Origin of the sequence: Aeromonas sp. S16(2024) (assembly GCF_041403065.1) — a bacterium.
Classification (GTDB): domain Bacteria; phylum Pseudomonadota; class Gammaproteobacteria; order Enterobacterales; family Aeromonadaceae; genus Aeromonas.
Genome location: NZ_JBGLQX010000005.1, coordinates 166,034 through 188,912, shown reverse-complemented (window position 1 = coordinate 188,912; position 22,879 = coordinate 166,034). Strand labels below are relative to the sequence as shown.

The window sequence follows — 22,879 nt, the reverse complement described above, 5'->3', positions numbered from 1 at the left end:
CACAATGGGCGGGCACGGATCTTTGGTACGGGCGAGTCTGTGCCAAACAGGTTAAGGTAGTGTCATGGGCCAAGGGGCCCGTGACCATGAGCGGGCACCCGGCGTGCCCCTATCGCGAGAAGAGCATATGAGTCAGCATTTTTACGTACATCCGGACAATCCCCAGGTTCGCCTCATCGGTCAGGCGGTGCAGATATTGCAAAGCGGCGGCGTCATCGTCTATCCCACCGACTCCGGCTATGCCCTGGGCTGCCAGATGGGCAACAAGGACGCGCTTGAGCGCATCTGCCGCATCCGCCGCATCGATCCGACCCACGACTTCACCCTGGTGTGCCGGGATCTCTCGGAGATCTCCACCTACGCCAAGGTGGACAACACCGCCTTCCGGCTGGTGAAGAACAACACCCCAGGGCCCTACACCTTCATCTTCAAGGCCACCAAGGAGGTGCCGCGCCGCCTCATGAACGAGAAGAAGAAGACCATCGGCATCCGGGTGCCCGCCAACAACATCGCCCTGGCCCTGTTGGAGGCGCTCGGTGAGCCGCTGCTCTCCACCACCCTGATCCTGCCGGGCTCCGAGATGGCGGAATTCGACCCCGAAGAGATCGCCGACAAGCTCGGCAAGCAGCTGGATCTGGTGGTCAACGGCGGCTATCTGGGCGAGCAGCCCACCACTGTGGTGGACTTCTCCGACGACGAGCCCGTGTTGCGCCGTCGCGGTGCCGGGGATCCGACGCCGTTTGAGTGATACTGCCGAGCCCGTACCCGAGGCGGTGATCGCGCCGGGTGCGACGGGGGAGGCCCTGCTTCCCCCGCCCATCGCGAAAGTGCTGGGGCAGCCCTACCATGAGCTGCCCCAGGATCTGTTTATTCCGCCCGATGCGCTGGAGGTGTTTCTCGACACCTTCGAGGGGCCGCTGGATCTGCTGCTCTACCTCATCCGCCGTCAGCAGCTCGACATCCTGAACCTGCCTATCCTGCAGATCACCGCCCAGTACATGGAGTACGTGGAGCTGATGCAGGGGCTCAATCTCGAGCTGGCGGCGGAATACCTGCTGATGGCGGCCTGGCTCGCGGAGATAAAATCCCGCCTGCTGTTGCCCAAGGCCCCTGAGCTGGAGGACGAGGAGGAGGGGGAAGACCCCCGCGTCACCCTGATCCGCCGGCTGCAGGAGTACGAGCGCTTCAAGCTGGGCGCGGAGCGGGTCAACGCCCTGCCGAGGCTGGAGCGGGAGATCTTCATCGCCACCGCCTTGCCACCGGATTTTGGCGCCTTGAAGCCGCTGGCCCCCGATGTTTCGCTGGTTGAGCTCGCCCTTTACATGCAAAGTGTGGTAAAACGCGCGACTCATTTTGAACATCACCAGATCCGCCGCGAGCAGATCCCGACCCGGGTGCGCATGGCGGAGATCCTCGCCATGCTCTCCCTGGGCCAGACCCTGCGCCTTGAGCAGGTGCTGCGGGCCGAAGAGGGACGCATGGGGGTGCTGGTGACCTTCCTGGCCCTGCTGGAGCTGTGCAAGGAGCAGCTTATCTGGATCCTGCAGGCCGAGCCCTTGGGGCCAATCCATTTTGCCCTGGCGAGCCAGGGGGAAGGGGGGGAGCATGAGCAGGTACACTGAGTGGCGGTTCGCCTCGGGCAGTCTGGACGGGGAGGGCAACCGTGGTGCTGCCCACTGAACGACTCAATACCCTGATTCAGGGAGGGATGCGTGATGGCGCTGCCTGCTGAACGTTTAAAAACTCTGATCGAGGCGGCGTTGTTCGTGGCCGGTCGTCCGCTCAATGTGAGCGAGCTGAAAAGCGGCGTGCTGGCCGATTATCCGGTGACCAGCCGCTATGTGCAGCTGCTGCTGGCGGAGCTCAGGCAGGACTACAGCGAGCGGGGGGTGGAGCTCAAGGAGGTCGCCTCCGGCTGGCGCTTCCAGGCCCGCCAGGAGTACGCCGAGGAGCTGTCGCGCCTGTGGAGCGAACGGGCGCCCCGCTATTCCCGTGCCGTGTTGGAAACCCTGACCCTGATTGCCTATCGTCAGCCCATCACCCGGGCCGAGATAGAAGCCATCCGCGGGGTGGCGGTATCGAGCCAGATCATCAATACCCTGAAAGAGCGCGGCTGGGTGCGCAGCATAGGTCACAAGGAGGTGGTGGGTCGCCCCGAGCTGCTCGCCACCACCCGAGAATTTCTGGACTATTTCAATCTGCAGAGTCTGGAGCAGCTCCCCGAGCTGGATCCCGAACTGCACTCCCCCTTGCCGGTCATGCTGGGCGAGGGGAGCGACGGTCAATAAGCGGCAGGCCGTCTTGAGAATGAACGTGGTGACGATGCCCGAGGGCGCGTCACAGGAGTCAATGTTGTCCGCTATGTCAGCGGGCAGCGATCAACAATCAGGTAAACCCGATGAGTGAAAAACTGCAAAAAGTATTGGCCCGCGCGGGTCAAGGCTCCCGTCGTGAGATGGAGGCCCTGATCACCGCAGGTCGGGTCAGCGTGGATGGCAAGGTCGCCATGCTGGGGGATCGCGTCGAAGTGAACGCCGTGATCCGGGTGGATGGTCACCAGGTCAAGACCCGTGCGGCCGAGGAGCAGATCTGCCGCGTGCTGGCGTACCACAAGCCCGAAGGGGAGATGTGTACCCGTCACGATCCGGAAGGTCGTCCCACCGTGTTTGATCGTCTGCCCAAGATGGACGGGGCCCGCTGGATTGCGGTGGGCCGCCTCGACGTCAACACCTCCGGCCTCTTGCTGTTCACCACAGACGGCGAGCTTGCCAACCGGCTGATGCACCCGAGCCACGAAGTGGAGCGGGAATACGCGGTGCGCGTCTTTGGCGAGATCACCGAAGCCATGCTGCAGCGCCTGCGCAAGGGCGTGCAGCTGGAAGACGGCATGGCCAGGTTCAACAAGATCAAGCCGGCCGGCGGTGAAGGGCTGAACCAGTGGTTCAACGTCACCCTGACCGAGGGTCGCAACCGTGAAGTGCGCCGCCTGTGGGAATCCCAGGAAGTGCAGGTGAGCCGCCTGATGCGTATTCGCTACGGTGACGTCACCCTGGATCGCGGCATCCCTCGCGGTGGCTGGCAGGAGCTCAAACTGCCCGAGGTGAACTACCTGCGCGGCCTGGTCAATCTGCCCAACGAGACCGAGTCCAAGGTCGACCTGCAGCAGGATGGCAAGAGCACCCGCCACAAGCAGGCCGCCCAGATCCGTCGCGCCGTCAAGCGCCACAAGGACATGCAGGGCAAGGAGCCGCGCGCCCGCAGCACCACGGCCCGTCGCAAGCCGCAAGCCTCGACTCGCAACTCCGGCACCGGCAGCAAGTAAGCCGCCGCCGTGGCCTGACATGGTCGGTCAAGGCAAGCCAAGAGCCCGCACCCCATGGTGCGGGCTTTTTGTTTGCGGCGATGCTCCTCCCCCTTTTGAAGGGGGAGGTCGGGAGGGGGTTGCTGTGGTTTACGCTGAAATGGTTTGTAGCCAAAGGAGCACAACTATGGGCGAGAGGCCAATCCGCATTTTCAACCGCGAAGCCACGCTGGACAAGCGGCGTGAGCAAAGAGGCAATTCGACAGCGCCCGAACGGCGACTGTGGCAGGTGCTGCGGGCTGGGCAACTGGGAGTCAAGTTTCGCCGTCAGCAGGGCATAGGCCCATACATTGCGGATTTTTACTGCCCCGAGCGGTTATTGGTCATAGAGGTTGATGGTGACAGCCATTTCGACGAGCAGGGCTTGAGCCATGACAAGCAACGGGATGCCTATATGGCGGGCCTGTCGTTGACGGTACTGAGATTTAGCAACAGGGAGGTGATGCAAAATCTACCCGGGGTGGTGGTATCGATTCGGGCATGGCTTGAGCACGTCTGACCCCACCCCAGCCCTCCCCTTGCCAGGGGAGGGGGCCAGAGTTGCCTCTTGGTGGGGAGGTGGTCGGTATTTTCCTCCCGTTGGTGAAGGGGGATGCAGCCAGAGTTGCCTCTGTGTGGGTTGGAGATCGGCATACTCCTCCCCCTTTTGAAGGGGGAGGCCGGGAGGGGGTTGCTGCTGTGGGATGTGCATCAGGATGGTTGCCCTGGCGGGGCGGGCTTGTTAGCCTTTCCCGCACTGAATACAGGAGATAAGAATGAGCAAGGTACTGGATGAGCTGCTGGCACTGCTGGCGCTGGAGAAAATAGAGGAGGGCCTGTTTCGGGGCCAGAGCCAGGATCTCGGTCTGCGGGCCGTGTTTGGCGGACAGGTAATGGGGCAGGCCTTGTCAGCTGCCAAGCAGACGGTGGCCAGCGATCGCCAGGTCCACAGCTTCCACTCCTACTTCCTGCGCCCCGGGGATGTGACTCGTCCCATCGTTTATGACGTAGAGAATATCCGTGACGGTCAGACAGTCTCCACCCGCCGGGTCAAGGCCATTCAGGGCGGCAAGCCCATCTTCTACCTCAACGCCTCGTTTCAGGTGGAGACCAGCGGCTTCGAGCATCAGGCCCAGATGCCGGTGGGGATCACCCCGCCTGAACTGCTCAAGAGCGAGCTGGAGCTGGTGCGTCCCTACGAGCAGCTGATCCCGGCCTCCCTGCGCGACAAGATCCTCTGCGAGCAGCCCATCGAGATCCGCCCGGTGACCCTGGTCGACCCCATCCGCCCGGCGATAGAGGCGCCCCTGCGCCACGTCTGGTTCAAGGCCAATGGGCAGATACCGGATGACCAGCGGGTGCACAACTACCTGCTGGCTTATGCCTCTGATTTCAACTTCCTGTTGACCGCCCTGCAGCCCCACGGGGTCTCCTATTGGGAGCCGGACATGCAGGTCGCTACCATAGATCACTCCATGTGGTTCCACCGGGAGTTCCGGCTGGATGACTGGCTGCTCTACGTGGTGGACAGCCCGAGCGCCAGCGGCGGCCGTGGTCTGGTACGCGGTCAGTTCTTCACCCGTGACGGCGTGCTGGTGGCGAGCACAGCGCAGGAGGGGGTGATCCGTCGCCGGGGCTGAGCCTTCCTTCACAGGCAGTCCATCGACAAAAACGGGAGCCAGTGGCTCCCGTTTTTTTATTGCGGCGCAGGCCCTCAGGCGGCGTCATGCTGCGGGGCGGCCAGGGTCTCTTCACCCCGGGCGAAGCGGTCGGCCCAGAGGGCGATGACGCCGTCACCGGTGACGTTGCAGGCGGTGCCGAAGCTGTCCTGGGCCAGGTAGAGGGCGATCATCAGGGCGATGGAAGCCTCCCCGAAGCCGAGCATGGAGGTGAGCAGGCCGAGCGCCGACATGACGCCGCCGCCGGGGGCGCCCGGCGCCGCAATCATGATGACGCCGAGCATCATGATGAAGGGCAGCATGGTGCCATAGCCCGGGATGGCCAGGTGCTCGGAGAGGAACATCACTGCGGTGGCGCAGGTCACCAGGGTGATGGTGGAGCCGCACAGGTGAATGGTGGCGCACAGGGGCACGGTGAAGTTGGCGATGCCGTCGCTCACGCCGTTGTTCTTGCTCGCTTGCAGGGCCACCGGGATGGTGGCGGCGCTGGACATGGTGCCCAGCGCGGTGAAGTAGGCGGGCAGCATGTTCTTGATGAGCATGGCGGGGGAGCGGCCCAGCGCCAGCCCGGTGCCGATGAAGAGCACGGAGAGCCAGAGCCAGTGCATGACGATGGCCATCACCAGCACCACGCCGAAGGTCTTGAGGGTGGCGAAGACGGTGCCTTCCACCGTCATCTCGACGAAGACGCCGGCGATGTAGAAGGGCAGCAGCGGGATGATCACGCGGGCCAGCAGGCGGTCGATGATGTCACGGCCCTGATCGGCGACCCGGCGCAGGTCGGTGGCCTGGGTGGCGCTGATGCCGATGCCGAACACGAAGGCAGCGGCCAGCGCCGACATCACCCCGAACAGCGGCGGGATCTCGAGATTGATGTAGGAGCTGAGCTTGATGGCGGCCTGGGCCGTGGGCTCGGCGGCCGTGGTCAGCTGCGGGATCAGCTGGCTCGCCACCGTGAAGGCGAACAGGCCGGCCAGTATGGTGGAGCAGTAGGAGAGGGCCACCGTCTTGCCGAGCAGCTTGCCGGAGTTCTTCGGCAGGCTGGCGATGCCGCTCATGATGAAGAACAGGATGATGAGCGGAATGGTGAAGGTGATCAGCTGACCTATCACTGTCTTGGCCGTGAACAGCCCCCGTGCGACCCATTCCGGGGCGTAGAGACCGAGCAGGAGACCGGCGAGGATGCCGGCAATCAGATTGAGGACGAGTTTCATGGGTAAATCCAGGTGTTAGTGTCTGATTTGTTATTTAATTTTGATTTTAATGCCGCTTTTTAACACAAATGCCGCATCTTGTCTGCCATCACCTGGTTAACTCAGAGTTAAATATTGTTATCTGGATGCTGAATCGCGTCGGGCACCCTGTCTGGATCGACGGCCGCGATATTGATTGATTGTGGCGGGATTGGGGTCGCGGATCAGCAGAGCATGGAGCCAGCGGCCGTGCACGGCATCGTCGCTGCACCAGCGCTGATGCAGCTCAAACGGCAGGGGGGCGATCAGTTGCTGCAAGCGGGCCTCATCGAGCCGGGTCAGCAGCGGGTATTCGTCCTGTGAGGGGGACAAGGGGCTGGCGGGTTCACTCTCGCCATAGGGGAAGGAGCAGTAGAGCGGCCCCTGGGGTTTGAGCAGGGCGGCGAGGTGCATCAGGGCGGGGGCAAGCTCATCCTCTGTCAGGCAGGGCAGCGAGCCGCTGGCCCAGATGCCGTCATAGGGCAGCACGTTGTGCATCTGCTCGAAGCGGCAGACCCGCACCGGCTGGCCGCACAGGCGCGAGGCGGCGCTGGCCTGGCTCAGGCTGGCATCGAAGGCGGTGACCATGAACCCCAGCTCCCGAAAATAGTGGAGATCTTCCCCCGCGCCGCAACCGGCTTCCAGCAGGTGAGCACCCGGCTGCAAGCGTGCCAGGAAGGGGGAGTGGGCCTGGCCGATGAGAGCGGGGCGCGGCGCCAGCGGGGCAGCGTTTTGAGTGTCTGGGGCGGGTGACTGTGACAGTGGCATAGGGCTCGTCTCTAAGGTGGGCGGCTACTCTAGCAAATTTGCCCCCTGATGTTCAGATCTGCTGAGGATCCTTCCCGGCCCTGCGTGGCATCAGGGGCGGCGCAAGAGCGAGGGAGAGGGGTTGGCGAGCAGACTGAACAGGGTGTCGAGCAGGAAGTCGGCCTCCCGAATCAGGTTGATGCGCTCCGGGAAGTGCAGCCAGTTGATGATGTAGCCGTCCAGAGTGCAGTGCAGCAGGGTGGTGGCACGGCGCAGATCCAGCCCCTGGGGCAGGTGGCCGAGGCGCACGGCGTTGCCCAGGGTGATCTCCAGATCCCGGAAGAAGTTGACCGATTGCAGGCGCATGTGATCCCTCAGGGCTTCGGCCTCTCCCTCCAGAGGCTCCAGGTTGAAGATGATGGTGAACATCTGCTGATGGGCGGGTTCTGTGCTGATCTTGCACATCACCTCCTTGAGGAAGATGCGCAGCTTGCCGAGGGGATCCGGCTCCTGCTCATCGACACAGGCATCGAGCTGGTGGGAGAGGGGGGCGCACAGCTCCTCCCACAAGGTGACGAACAGCTCCTCCTTGTTCTTGAAGTGCCAATAGATGGCGCCCCGGGTCAGGTCTGCCGCCTTGGCGATGTCGGTCAGGTTGGTCTTCGCCAATCCCTGTTGGCAGAACAGATTCAGGGCCGTGCTCATGATGTGGCAGCGGGTCTGCTGCGCTTCTTCTTTGGTTCTTCTGGCCATCGGATCTGTACCTGTTAAAAGGGGAAAAAGTTACTTACATACATTTATGAATGTATGTATATTGCCTCATCTTCGCAGTTTTACCAACAGGGGCCCTACAAACCCTGTGGTTTTGTGATTTTTTGTTTGAAACAGAGGCTCAGAAACTCCATGCATAAACACATTCTCGCACGTTCGGTGGGCCTTGCCTTGTTGGCAAGCGGTCTGCTGGCTGGTTGTGGCGACAAGGGCGAGGCCGGGCAAGGGGCGGGCGAGATGCCGCCTGCCGCCGTGGACGTGGTCACCCTCCATGCCGCACCGCTGCAACTGATGTCAGAGCTCACCGGTCGCACCGCCCCCCTGCGGGTGGCCGAGGTGCGCCCCCAGGTTAATGGCATCATCCTCAAGCGCCTGTTCACCGAAGGCAGCGACGTCAAGGCCGGTCAACTGCTGTACCAGATCGATCCCGCCGTCTATCAGGCTGCCGTCGCCAGCGCCAAGGCGAACCTGGCCAAGGCGCAGGCCAACGAGCAGAGCGCCCGCCTCAAGGCCCAGCGTTATGCCGAGCTGGTGAAGGTGAAAGCCATCAGCCGTCAGGAGTATGACGACGCCGACGCGGCCTGGAAGCAGCAGGTTGCCGAGATCGGGGCCGCCAAGGCCGCCCTGCAGAGCGCCAACATCAACCTGGCCTATACCAGGATCACCGCCCCCATCAGCGGCCGCATCGGCAAGTCTGCGGTGACCGAGGGTGCCCTGGTCACCGCCCAACAGGCGGACAGCCTCACCTCCATCTCGCAGCTCGATCCCATGTACGTGGACGTGCGTCAGTCCACCGCCGATCTGCTGCGCCTCAAGCGCCAGGTCGCCGCCGGCAAGCTGACCCAGGGCAAGCAGGATGGTGCCAAGGTCAGCTTCCAGCTGGAAGATGGCAGCCAGTACGGCGAGCAGGGGACCCTGCAGTTCTCCGACGTGACAGTGGACGAGACCACCGGCATGGTGACCCTGCGGGTCCTGGTCCCGAATCCCCATGATCTGCTGCTGCCCGGCATGTTCATGCGCGCCACCCTGCAGGAGGGCGAGCGCCCAGAAGGCCTGCTGGTGCCACAGACCGCCGTGACCCGCACGCCCAAAGGCGGTGCCACCGTCATGGTGGTGACCGCGGACAACAAGGTCGAGCTGCGGGAAGTGCAGCTCAGCCGCGTGGTCGGCGACAGCTGGGTGGTGGAGTCCGGCCTCGATGCCGGCGAGAAGGTGATAGTGGCCGGTCTGCAGAAGGTCAAACCCGGTGCCCTGGTGGCGCCCGCTGAGCGCACCAGCACCACCACGACCACACAGGCCGATCAGACCCCGGTCACCAAGCAGTAGGATGGAGTAGTCGCCTCATGGCACGATTTTTCATAGACAGACCCATTTTCGCCTGGGTAATCGCCCTGGTGATCATGCTGGCCGGGGCCATGGCCATCATAGGCCTGCCGATCGCCCAGTACCCGACCATAGCCCCGCCGGCCGTTGGCATTTCCGCCAGCTACCCGGGGGCGTCCGCCAAGACGGTGGAAGACTCGGTGACCCAGATCATCGAGCAGAACATGACGGGGCTGGATCACCTGCTCTACATGTCTGCCCAGTCTGATTCGTCCGGCAACGTCAGCGTGACCCTCACCTTCAAGCCGGGTACCGATCCCGACATCGCCCAGGTGCAGGTGCAAAACAAGCTGCAACAGGCCATGTCGCTCCTGCCCCAAGAGGTGCAGCAGCAGGGTGTGCGGGTCCAGAAGACCTCCAGCAGCTTCCTGATGGTGGCCGCCTTCATCTCCACCGACGGGTCCATGACCAACGATGACCTAGCGGATTACGTGGTGGCCAACATCAAGGAGCCCCTGAGCCGTCTGGACGGCGTGGGTGACATCACCTTGTTCGGCAGCCAGTACTCCATGCGTGTCTGGCTGGATCCCCACAAGCTCAACCGGGTGCAGATGACCCCGGGAGACGTGCAGGCCGCCATCCAGGCCCAGAATGCCCAGGTGGCCTTCGGCAAGCTGGGGGGCACCCCTGCGGTGAACGATCAGCAGTTCACCGCCACCATCATGGGGCAGACCCGGCTCTCCACCCCGGAGGAGTTCAACAACATACTGCTGCGGGTGAACCAGGATGGCTCCAAGGTGCTGCTCAAGGACGTGGCCCGGGTCGAGCTCGCCGGCGAAAACTACGATGCCTCCGCGCTCTACAACGGTCAGGCCACGGCGGCGGTCGCCATCAAGCTGGCCACCGGTGCCAATGCGCTGGATACCGCCGAGATGGTGCGGGCCAAGCTGGGTGAGCTTTCAGCCTATTTCCCGGCCAACATGGAGATCGTCTACCCCTACGACACCACGCCCTTCGTGAAGATCTCCATTGAGGAGGTGGTGCAGACGCTGATCGAGGCGATCTTCCTGGTGTTCTGCGTCATGTATCTGTTCCTGCAGAACTTCCGGGCGACCCTGATCCCGACTATCGCCGTGCCCGTGGTGCTGCTCGGTACCTTCGGGGTCATGGCGGCCTTCGGCTTCTCCATCAACACCCTGACCATGTTCGGTCTGGTGCTCGCCATCGGCTTGCTGGTGGATGACGCCATCGTAGTGGTGGAGAACGTGGAGCGCCTGATGAGCGAGGAGGGGCTCTCCCCGCTTGAAGCGACCCGCAAGTCCATGACCCAGATCACCGGCGCCCTGGTGGGCATCGCCCTGGTACTGTCTGCCGTGTTTGTGCCCATGGCCTTCTTCGGCGGCTCGACCGGCGCCATCTATCGCCAGTTCTCCCTCACCATCGTCTCGGCCATGGTGCTCTCTGTGCTGGTGGCGCTGATCCTGACCCCGGCGCTCTGTGCCACCCTGCTCAAACCCATGAAACACGGGGAGTTCGGTGCCCAGCGCGGCTTCTTCGGCTGGTTCAACCGCTTCTTCGACACCAATGCCAACCGTTACCAGAACGGCGTGCGCAAGGTGATCAAGCAGGGGACCCGTTACAGTATCATCTACCTGGCCATGCTGGCGGTGCTGGCGGTGCTCTTCATGCGCCTGCCCACCTCCTTCCTGCCGGAAGAGGATCAGGGGGTCATCATGTCCATGGTGCAGCTGCCGGTGGGGGCCACCAAGGAGCGTACCGAGGTGGTGCTGGCCGACATGCGCGACTACTTCCTCGAAAACGAGAAGGAGAACGTCGACTCCGTGCTGACGGTGGCGGGCTTCAGCTTCGCCGGTAGCGGCCAGAACAGCGGCATGGCCTTCATCAAGTTGAAGGACTGGAGCGAGCGTAAAGGCGAGGAGCGCAGTGCCAATGCCATCATTGGCCGCGCCATGGGCTATCTGTTCAGCATCAAGGAGGCCCAGGTGTTCGCCTTCAACCTGCCCCCCATCCCGGAACTCGGCACGGCCACCGGCTTCGACTTCTTCCTGCAGGACCGCGGTGGTCTGGGGCACGAGAAGCTGATGCAGGCACGCAACCAGCTGCTCGGCATGGCGGCGCAGGATCCCAACCTGGTGCGGGTACGCCCGAACGGGATGGAAGACACCCCCCAGCTCGACATCAAGATCGATTACGAGAAGGCGCTGGCCCAGGGGCTCTCCATCAGCGACATCAACAACACCCTGTCGGCGGCCTGGGGCTCCTCCTATGTGAACGACTTCGTCGACAGAGGCCGGGTCAAGAAGGTCTACCTGCAGGCGGATGCCCCCTTCCGGATGAACCCGGAGGATCTCAAGTTGTGGTACGTGCGCAACAGCGCGGGCCAGATGGTGCCCTTCTCCGCCTTCGCCAGCACCGAGTGGAGCTTCGGCTCGCCCCGTCTTGAGCGTTACAACGGCGTCTCCGCCATGGAGATCGTCGGTGAAGCGGCCCCCGGCAAGAGTACCGGTGACGCCATGGCGGCCATAGAGCAGATGGTGAAACAGCTGCCGGAAGGCATCGGCATCGAGTGGACCGGACTCTCCTTCCAGGAGCGTCAGGCAGGCTCCCAGGCGCCGGCGCTCTACGCCATCTCGCTGTTGGTGGTCTTCCTCTGTCTGGCGGCCCTCTACGAGAGCTGGAGCATTCCGTTCTCTGTCATGCTGGTGGTGCCGCTCGGGGTACTGGGCGCCATATTGGCGGCCACCATGCGTGGCCTGGAGAATGACGTCTATTTCCAGGTGGGCCTGCTCACCACTATCGGGCTCTCGGCCAAGAACGCCATCCTCATCGTGGAGTTCGCCAAGGAGCTCCACGACAAGGGGATGAAGCTCGGCGATGCGGTGGTGGAAGCCTCCCGCCAGCGTCTGCGTCCGATCCTGATGACGTCCCTTGCCTTCATCCTCGGCGTCTTGCCGCTGGTGATAAGCACAGGTGCCGGCGCCAGCAGCCGCAACGCCATCGGCACCGGCGTCATGGGGGGGATGATCACGGCCACAGTGCTCGCCATCTTCTTCGTGCCGCTCTTCTTCGTGCTGGTGATGCGTTACTTCACCAAGCAGAGTTCAGCCGAGGAGCGCGCCGCGCTGACCAAGGAGACCCAACATGACTAAGACCCTGGTCGCCCTGAGTGTGACGCTGCTGCTGGGGGCCTGCTCCATGGCCCCCGATTACCAACGCCCCGAGGTGCCGCAAGGCGCCTCCTGGCAAGAGAACCTCGCCACCCAGGGGGCGCTGGCACCCTGGCAGCAACAGTTCCTGGACCCGGCGCTGCAAAAGCTGATCGACACCGCCCTTGAGAACAACCGGGATCTGCGGCTCGCGGCCCTCAACGTCGAGGCCTATGAGGCCAGATACCGGATCCAGCGGGCGGCCCAGTTGCCGACCCTGGCCGCCAGCGGCTCCGGCACCCGTCAGCAGGGATCCGACGATCTCAGCAGCACGGGGCAGGGGAGCATCAGCAGCCAGTACGGCGCCGACATCGGCATCACCGCCTATGAGCTGGATCTGTTTGGCCGGATCCAGAGCCTGAAAGATCAGGCACTGGAGAACTACCTGGCGCAAATCGAGACCCAGCGCAGCACCCAGATAGCGCTGATCGCCTCGGTGGCGAATGCCTACCTCACCCTGCTGGCGGATCAGGAGCTGCTGGCGCTAAGCCAGGCGACGCTGGCGACCGAGCAGGAGAGCTATGCCCTGACCCAGCACAAGTACCGGCTGGGGGCGGCCTCCGAGATGGAGCTGGCGCAGGGGCGCACGGCCCTTGAGAACGCCCGGGTCAGCCAGGCGCAATACCAGCGCCAGGTGAAACAGGACAGAAACGGTCTGGCCCTGCTGCTCGGCACAGAGGTGCCGGTGCTGGAAGGGCAACCGGCGACCCTGGCCGAGGTGCAACTGGCCGCCATCCCGGTGGGGGCCCCCTCCAGCCTGCTGCAACAGCGGCCAGACATACTGGCGGCGGAGCACAACCTGAAGGCGGCCAACGCCAATATAGGCGCGGCCCGCGCCGCCTTCTTCCCGACCATCTCGCTGACCGCGACGGCGGGCACCGCCAGCAACCAGCTGAGCGGGTTGTTTGACGGTGGCACCGGCACCTGGACCTTCATGCCCCAGATAAACCTGCCCATCTTCGACGGTGGCAAGCGCGTGGCGGATCTGGACGTGGCTGAGGTCGGCACCAAACAGGCGGTGGCGAGCTACGAGAAGAGCATCCAGACCGCCTTCAAGGAGGTCGCGGATACGCTCGGCGCCCAGGCGGACTACCAGCAGCAGCTGCAGGCTCAGCAGGATCTGGTGGATGCCAACCAGACCTACTTCAAGCTGGCAGAGTTCCGCTACGAGCAGGGGGTGGACAGCTATCTCACCCGCCTCGATGCCCAGCGCTCCCTGTTCAGCGCCAGACAGGGGCTGATCAGCACCCGCCTGGCCCAGCTCAGCAACCAGGTCGCCCTCTACAAGGCGGTCGGTGGCGGCTGGCAGGCACCCAAGGAGGCCCCGGCGGCCTCCGAAGGGCAGGGCTAGTCTCTCTCGCCGACAACGTCACAGCCACAGGGCGAACCATCTGGTTCGCCCTGTTTTTTTAGGTGCGATTGACCATGCAAACCCCATCCTGGTTGCGGGGAGAAACCCGCCCAGACCGGGAGCAAGCGAGCACAGACGCTATCGATAATGTGCCCCTGCCGCCATCACTGGCCAGAGAAAACCGGCGGCCTAATCGCAGCCAACATTCGGCTCGTTCGCTGAGTCCTACCGAGGGGATGCCATTAATCGCATAAGCTGCGCACTAATTATTCTTTCAAAGAATAAGTGGGTGGCTCTTATAGTTGGTCACTCGACTCTCATTCCAAGGACGTGCAATGAAACGACTCGTGCCCGCCACCCTGTTCGCCGCAGGACTGGCCCTGGCCCCGCTGGCCCAGGCCGCCACCCTGCTCAACGCCTCTTACGACGTGATGCGTGACTTCTACAAGGACTACAACGCCGCCTTCCAGAAACACTGGCAGGCGGAAGGCGGCGAGCCGCTGCAGATCAATATGTCCCACGGCGGCTCGAGCAAGCAGGCGCGCGCCGTCATCGACGGCCTGCCCGCCGATGTCATCACCATGAACATGGCCACCGACATCAATGCCCTGGCCGAGCATGGCGGCCTGGTCCCGAAAGAGTGGGCGGCCCGCCTGCCGGACAACAGTGCGCCCTTCACCTCGGCCACTGTGTTCATCGTGCGCAAGGGCAATCCCAAGGGATTGAAGGACTGGCCTGATCTGCTCAAGGAGGGGGTGCAGGTGATAGTGCCCAACCCCAAGACCTCGGGGAACGGCCGCTACACCTACCTGTCGGCCTGGGGCTATGTACTGGAGCAGGGGGGCGACGAGAAGGCGGCCAGGGCGTTTGTCGGCAAGCTGTTCAAGCAAGTCCCCGTGCTCGATACCGGTGGCCGTGCGGCTACCACCACCTTCATCCAGAACCGCATAGGCGACGTGCTGGTCACCTTCGAGAACGAAGCCGAGATGATCGCCCGCGAGTTCGGTCGTGGCAGCTTCGAGGTGGTCTACCCGAGCGTCACCGCCGTGGCCGAGCTCCCGGTGGCGGTAGTCGACAAGGTGGTCGACAAGCAGGGCACCCGCAAGGAGGCCGAGGCCTACCTGACCTACCTGTGGTCTGACGAAGGCCAGCGCATCGCCGCCAACAACTACCTGCGTCCGCGAAGCCCGGCTATCCTCGCCGAATTTGCCGACCGCTTCCCGAACGCCACCTTCCTCAACGTGGTGAAGACCTTTGGCGAGTGGCCTGTTATCCAGAGCACCCACTTCAAGGAGGGCGGGGTGTTCGACCAGATCTATGCCGTGCGGTAAGAGGCGCCCGAGTGGCCAAAGCCCGGCCAGGTGCCGCCATCTTGGGGCCATTCGTCTTGGGCTCACGACTTGACTGCTCTGCCTCCCGGTTGGCGTGTCAGGGGCAGAATGGAAGAACCGGACATCGCCGATATATGAAAGAAATGGGCTGGGCGCTCGCGGGGACAATCAGGGGCCCTGGCGGGGGCCCACATCACAAAAAGCACAAAGGGTTAGCGTCTGAACGAAGCTAACCCTTTGTTTTACCTGGTGCCGGAAACAGGAGTCGAACCTGCGACCTTCGCATTACGAATGCGCTGCTCTACCAACTGAGCTACACCGGCTTGCCCCTAGATTCCCGAAAATGTGCAGGCAAGTCAATGATACCGGGCTGTTTTTATGAGCCTGCTCATGGAGTTACGGGTACACCTCAGAGATCGACGAATTCCGGAATGTGGGCGCGGCCACGGCTTTCGAGAAACGCGAGCAGGGCGCGGGGGGAGCGAGCCAGGATCCGCTCTTCTGGGAAGCCTGCCTCGGTCACCAGCCGGTGGCAGTGGTCAAAGTCCCCCAGGCTGAAGGCCACGTGGGAGTCGGAGCCAAAGGTGAGGTAGGCACCGAGGTCGCGCGCCGCCTCGACGATGGCGCGGCAGTTGCCCTCACTGCCCGGACGGGAGTGACTGAAGGAGGAGTTGTTGATCTCCAGCGCCACCCGGTATTCGGCGGCGGCCCTGACCACTGCCTGGATGTCGATGGGGAAGGCGGGGTTGCCCGGGTGGCTTATCATGTCGACCCGGCCGCTCTTGATGGCGTTGATCATGGCCTGGGTATGGGTTGCCTGATCGCAAGGGGGGAACACGGGCTCATGGAAGCCGGCCATGATCATGTCGAGGCGCGACTCGTAGCGCTCGGGGAAGTCTATTTCGCCGTCTATGTTCTTGATGTTGGCCTCGATGCCGCGCAGTATGCCGACCCCGTCCACCACCCGCGGCAGGACGTGCAGGTTGACGAAGTGCCAGAAGTGAGGGGCATCGGCCATGTCGGGGCCGTGATCCGTGGTGGCGAACAGCTTGATCCCCTTGGCCCTGGCAATGGGCAGGTAATCGTGAATGGTGCTGTAGGCGTGGGTGCTGGCGACGGTGTGCGTGTGGGTATCGACCTGGTACTTCATCTTCTCTCCCCTCTGGCATGAGGCGCCAGCATAGCAAAATTGGCGGACTCGGGCCATGTGGCGGCCTGCCATACTTTGTCACAAATTACGCCAGGACTGACAAAGTCTGACCACCTTTGTCTGCGAGCATAGCCCCATCGATGCAAGCCTGAACTCTCATCGATGAGTCGAAACTGGATGATTCGACTCACTTTTCCCCACCGTCGCCCCTGCGACGGTTTTTTTTCGCCCGCAATCTTCGCCGCCATCCGGATAAAAAAATGCCCAACTAGCATGGTGCAAGTTGGGCGAGACTTAATGTTTAATTGCAGTGGCATAGATATAGAGTCCGGCCTGGCCGCTAAGTTCCCATCTTGTTCCCGCTTTTTTGGTTGAAAACATTTCGCCAACACCTGTTCACATTCTCTTGACATGACTGGGCGTGAAACGTACTTTTTAAACATTCGTTTAAGTGAGGTGTCCAGTGAGTAAAATCGATACCAAAAACCGTATTCTCGATGCTGCCGAGGTGCTGTTTGCCGAGCGGGGATTCGCCGATACCTCGTTGCGTCTGATCACCAGCGAGGCCGATGTGAACCTGGCCTCGGTCAACTACCACTTCGGCTCCAAAAAGGAGCTGATCCAGGCTGTGCTCGATCGCTACCTTAGCCTCTTCATGCCGGCGCTGGATGCGCGCCTGCAGACCCTGATGGCGCAGGAGCAGCTGACTCTGCTGCAGGTGTTTGAAAGCTTCGTCGATCCCCTGATGAAGCTGGTGGCGGTGCGGGCCAACGGCCCGGCGCTCTTCATGCAGTTGCTGGGGCGCGGTTACATCGATAGCCAGGGCCACCTGCGTCGTTTCATCACCACCCACTACGGGGCGACCCTGCACGGGATCACCCAGGCGATTTCCAAGGCCAACCCGGCCCTGTCGCCGGCGGATCTCTTCTGGCGCCTGCACTTCACCCTGGGCACAGTCGTGTTCACCATGGCTTCCGCCGATGCCCTGCGGGACATCGCCCAGGCCGATTTTGGCCAGCAGCTCGATGTGGAAGGGCTGGTGCGCAACGTTATTCCTTATCTGGCGTCCGGTGTCGGGGCGCCCGTGGAGTCGACCAGGCTCTCCCTGGCCGTGTAACAACCAACAATAATCAACGGAAACAGTGAAATAGAAGGAACTTCGGTATGATCACATTGCTTGTCCTGCTGGTGCTGGCGATAGCCGTGGTGCTCGGCGTGCCCGCCATCCGTAAAAAGGTGGTAACCCGTCCTGTGTTCGGCATCTTCAAAAAGATACTGCCGCCCTTGTCGGCTACCGAGCGGGAGGCCATGGAAGCCGGCTCCGTCTGGTGGGATGGCGAGTTGTTTCGCGGCAACCCCGACTGGAAAAAACTGCACGGCTACGGCAAGGCCGAACTGAGCGCCGAAGAGCAGGCCTTCATCGACAATCAGGTCGAAACCCTGCTCGCCATGGTCGATGACTTCAAGATCGTCAACGAAACCAAAGACCTGCCGGAGCCGGTCTGGGACTATCTGAAGAAGGAAGGCTTCTTCTCCCTGATCATCCCGAAATCCTACGGCGGCCGTGAATTCTCGGCGATTGCCAACTCCACCATAGTCACCCGCATCGCCACCAAGAGCCTGAGCGTGGCGGTCACCGTCATGGTGCCCAACTCCCTCGGCCCGGGCGAGCTGCTGATGCACTACGGTACCCAGGCCCAGAAGGATTTCTGGCTGCCGGGGCTGGCCAACGGCAAGGAAGTCCCCTGCTTCGCTCTGACCGGTCCGGAGGCGGGCTCCGATGCCGGCGCCATCCCTGACAAGGGGATCGTCTGCAAGGGGATGCACAAGGGTGAAGAGGTGCTGGGTATTCGCCTCAACTGGAACAAGCGTTACATCACCCTGGCGCCGCGCGCTACCGTGCTGGGTCTGGCGTTCAAGCTGTATGACCCGGAAAAACTGCTGGGTGACAAGGAAGAGCTCGGCATCACCTGCGCGCTCATCCCCACCAGTCACCCTGGGGTGCGGGTTGGCGATCGCCACTACCCCATGGGTCTGGCGTTCCTGAACGGCCCGACCTTCGGCAAGGATGTGTTCATTCCGCTCGACTGGATCATCGGCGGCCCGGATTACGCCGGTCGTGGCTGGCGCATGCTGGTCGAATGCCTCTCCGCCGGTCGCGGCATCTCGCTGCCAGCCCTGGGTACCGCCTGTGGTCACATGGCGAGCCGCACCGTGGGGGCCTACTCCTACGTGCGCAAGCAGTTCGGCATGTCCATCGGCAAGTTTGAAGGTGTGCAGGAAGCGCTGGCCCGCATCGGCGGCCTCACCTATCAGCTGGAAGGGGCCCGTCGCATGACCGCAGGTTCGCTGGACTTGGGTCAGGCGCCGGCCATCGTTACCGCCATCTCCAAGTACCACATGACCGAGATGGCCCGTCAGGTGATGGATGACTCCATGGACATCCATGCCGGTCGCGCCATTCAGCTGGGCCCGAAAAACTACACCGGCTACGCCTACATGGGTATTCCGGTCGCCATCACGGTGGAAGGGGCCAACATCCTGACCCGTAACCTGATGATCTTCGGGCAGGGTGCCACCCGCTGCCACCCCTACGTCTTTGCCGAGCTGGAAGCGGCCGCCGACACCGATGTGGAGCGTGGCCTCGAGAAGTTTGATGCCCTGCTGATGAAACACATCGCGTTTGGCACCGGCAACTTCTTCGGCGCCCTGTTCCAGGGGCTGACCCTGGGGCAGTTCAACGGCTCCCCGGTGGGCGGCGAGACCGCGCGTTATTACAAGCAGCTGTCCCGCATGAGTAAAGGGCTGGCCCTGTGCGCCGACGTCTCCATGCTGATGCTGGGTGGCGATCTCAAGCGCAAGGAGATGATCTCCGCCCGTCTGGGGGACGTGCTGAGCCACCTCTACCTGGCCTCCGCCACCCTCAAGCACTACGAGGATCAGGGCCGCATGGTCTCGGATCTGCCGTTCGTGCAGTACGCGGTGGAGCGCAACCTCTACCTGATTGGCAAGGCGTTCGAGGGCTTCTTCCAGAACTTCCCGAACAAGGTGGTGGGCGCCGTGCTCAAACGCGTGGTCTTCCCGTTCGGCGTGGGCTACAAGATGCCGGCAGACGATCGCTGCCACGCCATCTGTCTGGCCATGATGACGCCGGGGGAGTTCCGCGACCGTCTGACCGCGCTCTGCTACGTGGGCAAGGATGACGCTGATCCGGTCGGTCTGATGGAGCGCGCCTTCCAGGCCATGGTGGCGGTGCAGCCCATCGAGAAGAAGCTGGTGCAGGCCCAGAAAGAGGGCAAGCTGCCCCGCAAGCTGGCGTTGCCGGAGCTGGTGGCCGCGGCCCTGTCCCAGTCCATCCTCGGCAAGGAGGAGGCCGACAAGCTGCTGGCCGCCGATGCCCTGCGCTACGAGGCGATCCAGGTGGACAACTTCGCCCCGGGCGAGTTGGAAGGGCTGTCTCAACCGAACCCGGTCGTGCACGCCGCCTGATCCCGAGAATGAACCGACAACCGGCCCATGTGGCCGGTTTTTTGTTTGTTAACCAGGCATTTACAACCTCGATTAATTCCAGTTAAATGCAATGGCCCCTCACCCTTGGGGCAGGAAGCAAGGCCAGCGGAATGGCCGATAACAACAACTCAGGAAGAGTGAATGAACCTCGCCAAAACGGCGATCGAGCGCCCCATCTGGGTGGCGGTCTCGGTCGTGCTCATTTTTTTGCTGGGTCTGCTCAGCATCCGGGGGCTGCCAGTCCAGCTGTTTCCCGACATTGACCGTCCTCACCTCAACATCTCGGTGGACTGGCGCTCGGCCTCGCCCCAGGAGATGGAGTCGGAAATCACCGATCCCATAGAGCAGGAGATGCAGGGGGTGCAGGGGCTCAAGAGCCTCACCAGCAACAGCTACCCCGGCTTCACCGAAATCGACATGGAGTTTGCCCTCGGCACCGACATGCAGCGGGCCCAGCTCGACGTCATCTCGCGCCTGAACCGGGTCTCCGGCCTGCCGGACAAGATCGGTGGTCCCTACGTCAACAACTACAGCAGCAACGACACCCTCACCTTCTTCTTCATCCAGCAGTTGCCTGGCGCCAAGGGGGAGATAGACGATCACCAGGCGCTGATCGAGGCGAGGGTCAAGCCGGAGCTTGAGCGCATCCCAGGGGTATCGACCGTGGCGGTGGAGGGGATCAACGAGCGCCAGATCCAGATCCGCTTCGACCCCTATCGCGCCGCCGAGCTGGGGGTGGAGATACCCGTGCTCGCCAGCCGGGCAACCACCGACTGGGATGTTTCTGCCGGTACCCTCGACATCGGCCGCTGGGAGTACAAGCTGCGCTTCGCCGGTCGCTACGATGTGACAACCCTGGGGGACAAGGTGGTGGACTGGCGGGACGGCCTGCCCATCTATCTGCGGGATGTGGCCGAGGTGCGGCTGGCCCGGGAGGAGAACCCTGTGCTGCGCATCCAGAACGGCAACACCGCCATCGCGGCGCAGATCTTCAAGGAGAGCGGGGCCAATGCCCTGGCGGCGCTGGAGGGGATCAAGCTCAAGGTGGAGGAGCTCAACCGGGAGGTGCTGGAGCCGGTCGGGCTGCACATGGAGCAGTCGTTCGACGCCTCCCTCTACATCAACCGGGCGGTGGGCATGGTGACCGCGAACCTGGGGCTGGGGGTGCTGCTCTCCTGCGCCATCCTCTGGGTCTTCCTGCGCCAGCTCAAGGCGACCCTGATGATAGCGATCGCCATCCCCATCAGCATCATGCTCACCTTCTGCCTGCTCAAGGTGATGGGCAGGACGCTGAACATCATCTCCCTGGCGGGGATCGCCTTCGCGGTCGGCATGGTGCTGGATGCAGCCATCGTGGTGCTGGAGAGCATCTACCGGCGCCACGAGAGGGGGGATCTGAGCAAGGCCGAGGCGGCGCTCGAAGGCACCAGCCGGGTGTGGACCGCCCTGGTGGCTTCCACTCTGACCACGGTCGCCATCTTCCTGCCGGTGCTCTTGCTCAACGATGTGGAGGGGCAGCTGTTTGCCGATCTCGCGCTCACCATCGCCTGCGCCGTCACCGTCTCCATGGTGGTGGCGGTGACAGTGCTGCCTGCCGTGGCGGCGCGCTGGATGGGGCGCGAGCGGTTGGTGGATCCTTATGACAACCTGTGGCAGCGCACCACCCGCCACGTTATCCGCTGGACCGGCACGGCCCCCCGGCGCTGGGCCCTTATCGCCCTGATGATGAGCGGGCCCGTGCTGGCCAGCTGGTTGCTGCTGCCCAAGATGAACTACCTGCCGGACGTGAAGCGTGACGCCATCGATGTGTGGATGAGCTTCACCCCGGGGGTCAACCTCAAGGCCCAGCGCGAAGAGGTGATAGACACCCTGATAGCCCGCCTAGACCCCTACATGAAGGGGGAGAAGGAGCCGGCCCTCAAGAACTACTACATATTGCGCTACCCGGGTGGCGCCCAGATCGGGGTGCGGCCAAAAGAGGAGAGTCAGATCAAGGCGCTGGAGCAGCTCCTGATGAAACAGCTGCTGGTGGGGATCCCCGATACCCGGGTCTTCGGCGGCCAGGGCTCCCTGTTTGGCGGCTTCGACAGCGAGAACAGTATCTCATTGCTTATTCAGGGGGGCACCCTGCCCGAGCTCTATCAGGCGGCCCGCGAGAGCATGGCCATAGTGCAAAAGGACCTGCCGGGGGCCCAGGTCAGGCCAGAGCCAGGTCTCGACTTCACCGCCCCCGAGCTGAGGCTGGTGCCGCAAGACAGGCGGCTGGCCGAGGTAGGCTGGGATCGCACCCCCATGCCCACCATCATCCAGACCTTCGGCGACGGCCTGCGGGTCGGCGAGTATTTCGATGGGGAAGACAGGCTGGACATCCTGCTGATAGGGCAGAGCTCGGCCAATCCGGATGAACTCAAGGCGGTGCCGCTTGCGACCCCATCCGGGCGCATCGTCCCCCTCGGCGAACTGTTGCGGGTGGAGCCTGCTCTCGGGCCGGAGAGCATCTTCCGGGCCGACGGGCGACGCAGCATCCAGCTCATGATCACCCCACCGGAAGGCATGAGCATGGAGCAGGTGCTGGAGACTCTGCAGAGCAAGAGTTTTGCCACCATCAGACCCATACTGCCGGCTGGCGGGGAGCTGCAGATCGCCGGCAATGCCGACAGCCTGCAACAGGCCCTGGACAACCTGGGCAGCATCTTCCTGTTTGCGGTGCTGATCCTGCTCATCCTGCTGTGGGGAGTGTTTGCCTCCCTCAAGGATGCCGTGCTGGTGCTGCTGACCTTGCCCCTTGCCGCCGTCGGCGGTGTGCTGGCGCTGCGTCTGAGCGGATTGCTGGTGCCGCTGCCGATGGATCTGCTCACTATCATCGGCTTCGTCATCCTGTTGGGGTTGGTGGTCAACAACGCCATCCTGCTGGTACACCAGACTCGCACGGCGGAGCGAGAGGGGATGAGTCGCCAGCTGGCGGTGGCCGATGCCCTGCAAAGCCGGATGCGTCCCATCGCCATGACCAGCCTCACCAGCATCTTCGGCATGTTGCCGCTGATGCTGAGCCCGAGCGAGGGGAGTGAAATCTACCGGGGGCTGGCTACCGTCATCGTCGGCGGCATGAGTTGCAGCACCCTGTTTACTCTGATCCTGTTGCCTGCCTTCCTGAGGCTGGGTGAGCGGGTCGACGCGCCGCATGCCATCCGGCAGCGGGCCTGAGCAAGGAGCTCATC

Annotated in this window: 17 protein-coding genes and 1 tRNA gene; 13 read left to right on the top strand and 5 right to left on the bottom strand. The window is 63.0% G+C overall.

Annotated elements, in window-relative coordinates:
• Nucleotides 1–127 precede the first annotated feature (127 nt).
• The 6 genes from ACB030_RS05975 to tesB all read left to right on the top strand — a co-directional run bounded on the left by ACB030_RS05975 (nt 128) and on the right by tesB (nt 4,980).
• Nucleotides 128–748, top strand: coding sequence for an L-threonylcarbamoyladenylate synthase (locus ACB030_RS05975; RefSeq protein WP_371158601.1), 621 nt, complete (start codon nt 128–130; stop codon nt 746–748).
• Nucleotides 741–1,622 carry a ScpA family protein gene (locus ACB030_RS05970; protein WP_371158600.1) on the top strand — a complete coding sequence of 294 codons (882 nt, stop codon included), beginning with the start codon at nt 741–743 and terminating at the stop codon, nt 1,620–1,622. The genes ACB030_RS05975 and ACB030_RS05970 overlap by 8 nt, the downstream gene beginning before the upstream one ends.
• Before the next feature lie 93 nt (nt 1,623–1,715).
• On the top strand, nt 1,716–2,288 hold the full coding sequence (gene scpB, locus ACB030_RS05965) for an SMC-Scp complex subunit ScpB (RefSeq protein WP_005323473.1): 573 nt from the start codon (nt 1,716–1,718) through the stop codon (nt 2,286–2,288).
• A gap of 110 nt (nt 2,289–2,398) precedes the next feature.
• The gene (gene rluB / locus ACB030_RS05960) at nt 2,399–3,322 is read left to right on the top strand and encodes a 23S rRNA pseudouridine(2605) synthase RluB (RefSeq protein WP_103244558.1); all 924 of its coding nucleotides are present in this window, start codon (nt 2,399–2,401) and stop codon (nt 3,320–3,322) included.
• 166 nt (nt 3,323–3,488) lie between these two features.
• Nucleotides 3,489–3,860, top strand: coding sequence for an endonuclease domain-containing protein (locus ACB030_RS05955; protein ID WP_371158599.1), 372 nt, complete (start codon nt 3,489–3,491; stop codon nt 3,858–3,860).
• A gap of 256 nt (nt 3,861–4,116) precedes the next feature.
• Nucleotides 4,117–4,980, top strand: a complete 864-nt coding sequence (gene tesB, locus ACB030_RS05950) for an acyl-CoA thioesterase II (RefSeq protein ID WP_371158598.1) — start codon at nt 4,117–4,119, stop codon at nt 4,978–4,980.
• Nucleotides 4,981–5,054: 74 nt separating this feature from the next.
• Here tesB and ACB030_RS05945 read toward each other — a convergent pair whose 3' ends face one another.
• From ACB030_RS05945 to ACB030_RS05935, 3 genes are all read right to left on the bottom strand, one after another.
• On the bottom strand, nt 5,055–6,233 hold the full coding sequence (locus ACB030_RS05945) for a dicarboxylate/amino acid:cation symporter (protein WP_205642101.1): 1,179 nt from the start codon (nt 6,231–6,233) through the stop codon (nt 5,055–5,057).
• Between the two features lie 117 nt (nt 6,234–6,350).
• Entirely contained in the window at nt 6,351–7,019 is a 669-nt protein-coding gene (locus ACB030_RS05940) for a class I SAM-dependent methyltransferase (RefSeq protein WP_371158597.1), read from the bottom strand.
• Nucleotides 7,020–7,109: 90 nt separating this feature from the next.
• Nucleotides 7,110–7,751: a TetR family transcriptional regulator gene (locus ACB030_RS05935; RefSeq protein WP_205642099.1), complete on the bottom strand. Its 642-nt coding sequence runs from the start codon at nt 7,749–7,751 to the stop codon at nt 7,110–7,112.
• Nucleotides 7,752–7,901: 150 nt separating this feature from the next.
• Between ACB030_RS05935 and ACB030_RS05930 the strand changes: the two genes are divergently transcribed.
• The 4 genes from ACB030_RS05930 (at nt 7,902) to ACB030_RS05915 (ending at nt 15,001) form a co-directional block, all read left to right on the top strand.
• Nucleotides 7,902–9,095 carry an efflux RND transporter periplasmic adaptor subunit gene (locus ACB030_RS05930; RefSeq protein WP_371158596.1) on the top strand — a complete coding sequence of 398 codons (1,194 nt, stop codon included), beginning with the start codon at nt 7,902–7,904 and terminating at the stop codon, nt 9,093–9,095.
• Between the two features lie 17 nt (nt 9,096–9,112).
• Nucleotides 9,113–12,262, top strand: a complete 3,150-nt coding sequence (locus ACB030_RS05925) for an efflux RND transporter permease subunit (protein ID WP_371158595.1) — start codon at nt 9,113–9,115, stop codon at nt 12,260–12,262.
• Nucleotides 12,255–13,670, top strand: coding sequence for an efflux transporter outer membrane subunit (locus ACB030_RS05920; protein ID WP_371158594.1), 1,416 nt, complete (start codon nt 12,255–12,257; stop codon nt 13,668–13,670). Before ACB030_RS05925 ends, ACB030_RS05920 begins: the two co-directional genes overlap by 8 nt.
• A 335-nt stretch (nt 13,671–14,005) precedes the next feature.
• Entirely contained in the window at nt 14,006–15,001 is a 996-nt protein-coding gene (locus tag ACB030_RS05915; protein WP_371158593.1) for a sulfate ABC transporter substrate-binding protein, read from the top strand.
• Between the two features lie 247 nt (nt 15,002–15,248).
• On the opposite strand, the gene ACB030_RS05910 is transcribed toward ACB030_RS05915, so the two are convergent.
• Both ACB030_RS05910 and ACB030_RS05905 read right to left on the bottom strand, forming a co-directional pair.
• Nucleotides 15,249–15,324: transfer RNA gene (locus ACB030_RS05910), tRNA-Thr, on the bottom strand.
• A gap of 86 nt (nt 15,325–15,410) precedes the next feature.
• On the bottom strand, nt 15,411–16,151 hold the full coding sequence (locus ACB030_RS05905) for a phosphatase (protein WP_371158592.1): 741 nt from the start codon (nt 16,149–16,151) through the stop codon (nt 15,411–15,413).
• A gap of 463 nt (nt 16,152–16,614) precedes the next feature.
• On the opposite strand from ACB030_RS05905, the gene ACB030_RS05900 reads away from it, so the two are divergent.
• The 3 genes from ACB030_RS05900 (at nt 16,615) to ACB030_RS05890 (ending at nt 22,865) form a co-directional block, all read left to right on the top strand.
• Entirely contained in the window at nt 16,615–17,268 is a 654-nt protein-coding gene (locus tag ACB030_RS05900) for a TetR/AcrR family transcriptional regulator (RefSeq protein WP_371158591.1), read from the top strand.
• A 47-nt stretch (nt 17,269–17,315) separates the two neighbouring features.
• Nucleotides 17,316–19,640: an acyl-CoA dehydrogenase gene (locus ACB030_RS05895; protein ID WP_371158590.1), complete on the top strand. Its 2,325-nt coding sequence runs from the start codon at nt 17,316–17,318 to the stop codon at nt 19,638–19,640.
• A gap of 162 nt (nt 19,641–19,802) precedes the next feature.
• A complete protein-coding gene (locus ACB030_RS05890) occupies nt 19,803–22,865 on the top strand; it encodes an efflux RND transporter permease subunit (RefSeq protein ID WP_371158589.1) in 3,063 nt (1,020 codons plus the stop codon).
• The last annotated feature ends 14 nt before the right edge of the window (nt 22,866–22,879 follow it).